Below are 7,649 nucleotides of genomic sequence, written 5' to 3'. Positions count from 1 at the left end.
CCTGTCCCCCCGGCGCCTCAGGGCCCAGGGCGAACCCCGCTGGTCGCGCCGCGGGGGCGGCCGGGCAGCATGGCGGCCCGGCCGCCCCGTCAAGCCCGCTGTCACGGCTCCAGGTGCAGCTGCCTCTCCTGCTCCTGGTCGCCGGAGGAGGCACCCTCGTCGCGGGCCGTGAAGGCCCGGGTGAGCGTCTCGCTCGCCCGGCGCACGGCCTCGGGGCTGCCCTGCACGGTGACGGTGACCGGCGCGGACAGACGTCCCGCGTCCTCGCCGCCGCCGGCGGCGCCCGCGTCCGTCTCGCCGTCGAAGGTCGCCGTGTGCACCGTCGCGTTGCCGTCTGCCGGGCGTTCGTCGGGCGCCCCGAAGGTGCCCTCCAGGGCCCGGACGACCGTGCGCGCGTCGTCGGCGCCTCCGCCGCTGAGCGTCACGGTGAGCTGCGTACCGGACATGCGTCCACGACCTCCTCGGGATGTGCTGCGTTCGAGCCGTCCGTGTAACCGTCCACCGGTGGTTCAAACCGGTGCCGACCGGGGACGACGGCGCGTTACGGGGCACACGGGGAGGGAAGGCCGCGTCGACCACCGGGAGGAACCGTGCCGGAGACGTCCGAGGGCGTAGCCCCGCGCCGCGGGCGCAACGAGACCGAGGAGGAGCGCGCCGACCGGATGTGGCAGGAGCTCATCCAGGAGGTCCGCGTCGCGCAGATGGGCGTGCAGATCCTGTTCGGCTTCCTGCTCACCGTGGTCTTCACCGACAAGTACGACGACCTGTCCGCCACCGACCAGACGATCTACCTGGTCACGGTCGTCCTCGGCGCCTGCGCCACCGGGGCGCTCATCGGGCCGGTGTCCCTGCACCGCCTGGTCGCCGGGCGGCGCATCAAGGCCCAGGCCGTACGGGTGGCCTCCCGGCTGACCCTGCTCGGCCTGCTGCTGCTGCTCGCCACGACGACCGCCTCACTGCTGCTCATCCTGCGCGTGGCGACGCACAACGGCTTCGTGCCCTACCTGGTCGCCGGGGTGGTCGGCTGGTACCTGCTGTGCTGGTTCGTCCTGCCGCTGTGGACCCGGCACCGCTACACCGCCCGGTGACGGCCACCGCGCCGCGAGCTGCCGGTCGTGCACCCGGCCGAGCAGCAGCAGGGAGGCGGTCGCGCCGATCAGCGCGCAGAACATGTCCCACTGGGTGTCCCACACATCGCCCTGGGTCGCCAGGAAGGCGTCCGCCGCATGCCCGCCGGCCACCGCGGCCGCCCATTCCAGCATCTCGAAGACAGCGCTGAAGGCCAGGCACGCGCACACCGTGAGCGGCGCCAGCCAGCGGCTGCCCCGCAGCGGGGAGGTGCGCACCAGCAGCTCCCGCACCAGCACGGCCGGGACGAAGCCCTGCATCAGATGGCCCAGCCGGTCGTACGGGTTGCGGTCCAGCCCGAAGGCGTCCCTGACCCAGTCGCCGAGCGGGACCTCGGCGTACGTGTAGTGGCCGCCGACCATCAGCACCACCGCGTGGACGGCGAGCAGGCAGCACAGCAGAGGCGTGAGCGGGAAGCGCCGCCACACCAACACCAGCAGCGGCAGGCCGACGACGACCCACACGGTCTCCAGGAACCAGGTCGTGCGGTCGTGCGGGTTCCAGGCGGACAGCGCCAGCACCGCGACCACGCCCACGGCGAGCGCGGCGGGCAGCGACGGGCGTGGACGCGAACGCACCTCGGACAGGGCGGACATGGGCGGGCTCCTCTCGTGGCAGCCCATCGTCCCGGCGCCGGGTGCGCGGTGCCATGAGTACGGCTACTCAGCCCGGCACCGGTCGTTCACCCGGGTCAACCCGGCCCCGGCCCGGCCGACCGCCGTTCAGCTCCCCGCGAGGATGTCCGCCAGGAAGTCGTCGATGCAGACCTCCTCGTGGCCCGGCGGGACCAGTTCGTGCGTCTCCCGCAGGAACGCCGCCAGGGCCGGGGCCCAGGCGAACACGATCGCGTGGTGACGGCCGCCGTCGGGCCGGACGTCACCGAGGAACTCCATGCGCAGCTCGCGCCACATGCCCCGCGACTCGGGGCGCATGCGCACGTCGCCGATCCCCACCGGGCGCCGCAGCGCCTCCCCGAGCATCTCCCGGTCCAGCTGCCACCGGGCCAGGACCCGGCCGTCGTGGCTGAAGACGACGGTCACGGCGAACGGGTCCGCCGCGTCGTAGCCGAGGTGGGCGAGCACGGAGAAGCGGTCCGTGTCACCCGCCTGCAGCTGCACCACCACGGTCTTGTGGACGAACGAGTTCACGAGAGGGCCTCCGGAAAACCGATGTAGAGCCCTCTTGTACCCCCGATTCCGCAGTGATGCTCAGCTCAACGGGTGATTCCCGCGCGCACCGCGCAGCGAGTCGATGCATACGGCAACGGCCCGCTGGAGCTCCTCCAGCCGCTGCACCATGTCGTCCTCGTAGAACTCGCCGGCGTCGTCGAAGGTGAGCTCCTCGAACACCTTGGTCGCCTTCTCCAGGCTGCTGTAGAACCTGGTGCGCCGCTCCTGGACCCGCAGCCCGGGGTCGGCCTCCACGGCCTCGACGACCAGGGACTTCATGGTGCCGTAGGCCTCCGCGGCCCACTCGCCGGCGTCCTCGTCCTCGTCCAGCTCGTCGATGAGCGACAGATGCCGCTCGGCCTCCTGGCGCAGTTCGGCGGGCGCCTCCACCGTCTGGCCGGCGGGTGTCCTGATCTGCCCCGACTCGGCGATCTGGCGCACGTAGCCGATGCGGTCGGCCGCCCTGCTCTCCCCGGCGACGGCCTTCTTCAGCTCATCGGTGCGCACCACGTCCCGGGCCAGCTCGGACTGCAGTTCCGGGTCTTCACGGACACGGTCCAGCAGGGCCTGGCGGGCCGCGCGGGCGGTGGAGGGGTCGGCGAGGATCGCCGCGCGCAGCGCGGTGGGGTTCTCCGCGACCTCCAGGGCCTTCGTGGGCCGGATGCCCTCCGCCGCGGCGGCCTCCGTGATGGCGGTGCCGCGCGGGGAGCCGGCGCTGCTGCGGGAGACGTAGTAGTCCGGCCACACGTCCGCGTCGGGAAGCTCGACCTCCGCACCGGGCGTCAGGGCCTCGAAGTGCGGCACCAGGCCGTCGTCGGCCGCCCGGTCCCACGCCCTGTAGTACCGCATGACCCGCTCCGGGGAGCACCCGGCCAGCTCGGCGAACTCCTTCGCCGGAACCTTCGGCGTCTCGCCCGCCGCCTCCCCGCCGGGCCGCACGCTGCGCGCCACCTTCAGCCCGAAGGCCCACCCCCCGGTCCGGGCGTAGGCGCCGAACTCGCGCGCGTCGCGGGCGACGAGGTCGGACACGGGCCCGGGGGAGGCGGGCGAGGTCTCGGGCGGGGTGAGGGCGACGGTCACGGACGACTCTCCTGGGTGGGGGGCTCGCATGCGGACGGAAGCCTATCGGCACCCGCCGCGGCTGCCGGGTGCGCGCACGGGGAGGCGCCCTCCGAGGCGGAGGGCGCCTCCCCGTGCGCGGACAGGCGCCGGCGCGTGACCTCAGGCGAACGCGTCGCGCAGCGCCGGCAGAAGGGTCTTCTCCGACCAGTCCAGGTACGCCGGCTGCGACTCGCCGCCGATCTGGACCAGGGCGACCTCGGTGAACCCGGCCTCCACGTAGGGACGGACGGCCTCGACGAACGCCTCCGGGTCGTCGCCGCACGGGATGGACTCGGCCACGTCGTCCGGGGTGACGAACTGGGTCGCCGCCTCGAAGGAGTCCGGGTGGGGCAGTTCCGCGTTGACCTTCCAGCCGCTGCCGAACCAGCGGAACTGGGAGTGGGCGCGCTTGACGGCCGCGTCCCGGTCCGGGTCGTAGCAGACGGGCAGCTGCCCCACGCGCGGCTTGCCCTCGCCGCCGTGCCGGTCGAACGCCTCCAGCAGGCCCGCCTTGGGCTCGGTGGCGATGACCAGGTCGCCGAGCCGGCCCGCGAGTTCGCACGACCGCTCGCCCGAGACGGCGATGCCGATGGGCGGCGCCTCCTCCGGCAGGTCCCACAGACGCGCGGACTCCACGTCGAAGTGCGTGCCGCGGTGGTTGACGTGGCCGCCCTGGAAGAGGGCGCGGATGATCTCCACGGCCTCCTCGAACATCTCGTGCCGCACGTCGACGGAGGGCCAGCCGCCGCCCACCACGTGCTCGTTGAGGTTCTCGCCCGAGCCCAGTCCCAGCCGGAACCGGCCCTCCGAGAGCAACTGCACCGTGGCCGCCTTCTGCGCCACCACCGCCGGGTGGTAGCGGAACGTCGGGCACGTCACGTACGTCATCAGCGGAATACGCGAGGTGGCCTGGGCGGCCGCTCCGAGCACGGCCCACGCGTAGGGCGAGTGGCCCTGGGAGCGCAGCCAGGGGAAGTAGTGGTCCGAGGTCACCGAGAAGTCGAAGCCCGCCTCCTCGGCGCGCACCACGTGGTCCACGAGGTCGCGGGGGCCGGCCTGCTCGGTCATCATCGTGTATCCGATTTGCACCATGTCCTCCGGGTCCCCTGACAGCGGCCGGGAAAACGGCCGATCAGGACCGCGGGGCGCGGGCAGGATGGCCCCCATGAGTCCTGTCCCGCTGTCCCCCTCCGGCCCGGCGGCCCAGGGCGTCGACGCCTGCGGTGTCCACGCCTTCCTCGACGCCCTCGAGGCCGCCCCCGAGATCGAGCCGCACAGCCTGATGATCGTGCGCCACGGCCATGTGGTGGCCGCCGGCTGGTGGGCGCCGTACACCCCGGCCCGCCCCCAGCTGCTGTACTCGCTCAGCAAGAGCTTCACCGGGACCGCCGCCGCCCTGGCCGAGGCCGAGGGCCTGCTCGACTTCGACGCCCCGGTGATCTCCTACTTCCCCGAGTTCGAGGCGGACATCACCGACCCGCGCAGCCGGGCCGTCCTCGTGAGGCACGTGGCGTCCATGGCGAGCGGCCACGACCACGAGACGCTGCACGAGGCGTACGCGCGGGACCCCGCCGAGCCCGTGCGCGGGTTCCTGCTGGTGCCTCCGGACGCCGACCCGGGCACGGTCTTCGCCTACAACCAGCCCGCCACCTACACGCTGGCCGCCCTCGTGCAGCGGGTGACCGGGCAGCCGCTCACCGCGTACCTGCGGCCCCGCCTGCTGGACCCGCTCGGCGTGGGAGAGGCCGTGTGGCGGCGGGACCGCACCGGACGGGAGATCGGCTTCAGCGGCCTGCACGCCACGACCGAGGCCGTCGCCCGGCTCGGGGAGCTGTACCTGCGCGACGGCCTCTGGGACGGTGAGCGGCTGCTGCCGGAAGGATGGGCCGCCCGGGCGGCCTGTCCGCGGACCCCGACCGCCGGGACCATGGGGACGGCGGACCGCGACGACTGGGACCGGGGCTACGGCTACCAGTTCTGGACCTCCCGGCACGGCTACCGGGGCGACGGCGCGTACGGCCAGTTCTGCCTGGTCCTGCCCGAGCAGGACGCCGTGATCGCCGCGACGTCCGCCACCGAGCAGATGCAGCAGTACCTCGACCTCGTCTGGAAGCACCTGCTGCCCGCCTTCGGCCCCGAGCCGCTGCCCGGCCGCGAGGCCGCCGACGCGGAGCTGAGCGAACGCCTCGCCGGCCTCGCGCTGCCGCCCGCCCCGGCCGGGAGCGCACCACCGGGACCGGCCGGGGACCGGGACACCGCGCGGTTCCGCGCTGCCGACGGGTCCGGGCCGGTCCGGGCGGCCTCGGCGGCGCGGGACGAGCGGGGCTGGACGCTGTCCCTCACGGGCCGCGACCGCGACGACCGGCTGGACCTGCGGATCGGGGCACCGGGGTGGACCGTCGCCGAGGCGCCCGTCCCTACGGCCGTCAGCGGCGGCTGGAGCGACACCGGCGTGCTCGCGGTCGAGGTGCTGTTCCTGGAGACCCCGCACCGTCTGGCGGTGACCTGCTCCCCGGCCGACGGGACGGTCACCGCGCGCTGGCACACGCAACCGCTCCACCCGGGACCGCTCACCTCCCTGCGGGCGCCGCGCGGCTCACACTGACCCCGGGCGGAACGTCCTCAGGAAGGTGCGCAGCGCCTCCTGGTTCGGCCGGTCCCGCCAGTCGGCGTCCGGTGTCGTCCAGCGCAGCGAGAAGCCCTCGCCGCCGCCCAGCAGGAAGCCGCGGCCGAAGGTGTGGACCCGGGTGCCGCCGGTGTCCGCCGTCCACTCCATGTCGGCGGCCTCCCGACCCTGGTAGGTGGTCGCGCGGATCCCGCCGATCCTGCGGTAGCCGCCGTAGCGCCGCAGGTCCGGTTCGACGTCGTCCCGCCACACCGCCACCGGGTCGGGACCGACGCGGGCGCTGTAGGTGACGGCGAGGGTGCGCTCGTCGCCGTCGGCGCCGAAGACCACCCGGTACGCCAGGTCGCCCTGGCGGTCGGTGTCCAGCCGCTCGAAGTCCTCGGGGAGCGCGACGGAGAAGCCCTCCGGCGCCCGGTAGCGCTGGAAACCGGGCGGCAGGGCCGTGGCGGGAGCGGACGGCGGGGGTGCGGACGGCGGGGACGTCGCGCCGGGGGCGGGGGAGGGGGCCCGTGTCGGAGCGGGCGGACCGGACGGGGCGGGGCTGTCCGGACCGGTGCCGTCGCCCGGCGTCGCGGCCGACGCCGGGGGCGGGGCGGGTGCGTCGGCCGCGTCCCCGCCCGGATCGCCGCCGGGCAGGCCCTGGGTCACGGCCAGTACGGCGACCGTGACCGTGACCAGAGCGAGGGCGGTACCCGCGACCATGGTCCGTCGGTGCCAGGCCGGGCCGCCGGGCCGCACGGCGGCGTACACCCCGCGCAGCCGGGGAGCCGGTACGGCGGTCGCGGCCGCCTCGCCGGCGCCGCTGAGCGCGCGGGTCAGCGCCTCGCGGACCACCGTGCGGTTCAGCCGCTCACGCGAGTCCTTGCGCAGCAGCCCCTGTACGACCTGGGTGAGCGGGCCCGCGCGCACCGGGGTGCGCAACGGCAGCCGGTCCACGGCCTTCAGGGTGGTCTCCGGGCGTCCCCGGTCCCGGAACGGCGGGCGCCCCTCGACCATCGTGTACAGCAGCGCCCCGAGCGTCCACAGATCGGCGGCGGGGCCGATGCGCTGGTCGCGGGCCTGCTCGGGGGAGGCGTAGGCGGGGGCCGTCAGCCGGGGGGCGAGGGTCGCGCCGGCCAGTCCGTAGCCGGTGACCACGACCGTCTGGTCCTCCCGGACGAAGACCTGCCCGGGGCTGAGTTCCCCGTGGGTGATGCCCTCGGTGTGCGCGGCGTCCAGCACGTCGAGCAGGCCCAGTGCGATGCGGGCGGCGCGCACGTAGTTGAACGTGCCCTGCTCGGCCAGGAGTTCGGCGAGGGGCGTGCCGTCGATCCACTCGTTGACCGTCCACAGGGTGCCGGGTTCCTCGACGGCGTCGACGACCGCGGCGATCCGGCCCGGGCACAGCAGCGCCATGGCCTCCGAGGTGCGCAACAGGCGTGCGGCGGCCCGGCGTTCGTCCTCCGGCGCCCCCGGCGGGAGCCCGGTCCGGGTGACCAGGCAGGGGCGGGAGATCTCCCCGGCGCCCAGGTCCTCGGCGTACCAGCAGATGCGGTTGGTCTCGCGCTGGACGATCTCGAGCAGCCGGTAGCGGCCGGCGACCAACTGGTGTGTGGAGACGTGCGCCCTGCCCATGGCCATCCCTC

7 protein-coding genes and 1 pseudogene are annotated in these 7,649 nt (G+C 74.5%); 2 read left to right on the top strand and 6 right to left on the bottom strand.

The window, feature by feature from the left end; genetic code table 11:
* Positions 1-101 precede the first annotated feature (101 nt).
* Positions 102-446: a hypothetical protein gene (locus ACH4C6_RS11095; protein ID WP_398108276.1), complete on the bottom strand. Its 345-nt coding sequence runs from the start codon at positions 444-446 to the stop codon at positions 102-104.
* Between the two features lie 216 nt (positions 447-662).
* Here ACH4C6_RS11095 and ACH4C6_RS11090 point away from each other — a divergent pair, with 216 nt between their 5' ends.
* Positions 663-1,088, top strand: coding sequence for a DUF6328 family protein (locus ACH4C6_RS11090; protein ID WP_398108704.1), 426 nt, complete (start codon positions 663-665; stop codon positions 1,086-1,088).
* 132 nt (positions 1,089-1,220) lie between these two features.
* Here ACH4C6_RS11090 and ACH4C6_RS11085 read toward each other — a convergent pair.
* The 4 genes and pseudogenes from ACH4C6_RS11085 to ACH4C6_RS11070 form a co-directional block, all read right to left on the bottom strand.
* Positions 1,221-1,724 (bottom strand): annotated as a pseudogene (locus tag ACH4C6_RS11085) (DUF2238 domain-containing protein); the annotation flags it as partial.
* A 126-nt stretch (positions 1,725-1,850) separates the two neighbouring features.
* On the bottom strand, positions 1,851-2,276 hold the full coding sequence (locus tag ACH4C6_RS11080) for an SsgA family sporulation/cell division regulator (RefSeq protein WP_398108275.1): 426 nt from the start codon (positions 2,274-2,276) through the stop codon (positions 1,851-1,853).
* Between the two features lie 60 nt (positions 2,277-2,336).
* Complete coding sequence (locus tag ACH4C6_RS11075) at positions 2,337-3,377, bottom strand: hypothetical protein (RefSeq protein WP_398108274.1); 1,041 nt, start codon at positions 3,375-3,377, stop codon at positions 2,337-2,339.
* Between the two features lie 141 nt (positions 3,378-3,518).
* The gene (locus ACH4C6_RS11070) at positions 3,519-4,490 is read right to left on the bottom strand and encodes an LLM class F420-dependent oxidoreductase (RefSeq protein ID WP_398108273.1); all 972 of its coding nucleotides are present in this window, start codon (positions 4,488-4,490) and stop codon (positions 3,519-3,521) included.
* A gap of 73 nt (positions 4,491-4,563) precedes the next feature.
* Here ACH4C6_RS11070 and ACH4C6_RS11065 point away from each other — a divergent pair, with 73 nt between their 5' ends.
* On the top strand, positions 4,564-6,003 hold the full coding sequence (locus ACH4C6_RS11065; RefSeq protein ID WP_398108272.1) for a serine hydrolase domain-containing protein: 1,440 nt from the start codon (positions 4,564-4,566) through the stop codon (positions 6,001-6,003).
* On the opposite strand, the gene ACH4C6_RS11060 is transcribed toward ACH4C6_RS11065, so the two are convergent.
* The gene (locus tag ACH4C6_RS11060; protein ID WP_398108271.1) at positions 5,995-7,644 is read right to left on the bottom strand and encodes a protein kinase; all 1,650 of its coding nucleotides are present in this window, start codon (positions 7,642-7,644) and stop codon (positions 5,995-5,997) included. The genes ACH4C6_RS11065 and ACH4C6_RS11060 overlap by 9 nt on opposite strands.
* Positions 7,645-7,649: the final 5 nt, after the last annotated feature.

Origin of the sequence: Streptomyces sp. NPDC017943, from assembly GCF_044328425.1 — a bacterium.
In the GTDB taxonomy this organism is placed as follows: domain Bacteria; phylum Actinomycetota; class Actinomycetes; order Streptomycetales; family Streptomycetaceae; genus Streptomyces; species Streptomyces djakartensis_A.
This window is presented reverse-complemented; position numbering and strand designations above follow the sequence as displayed.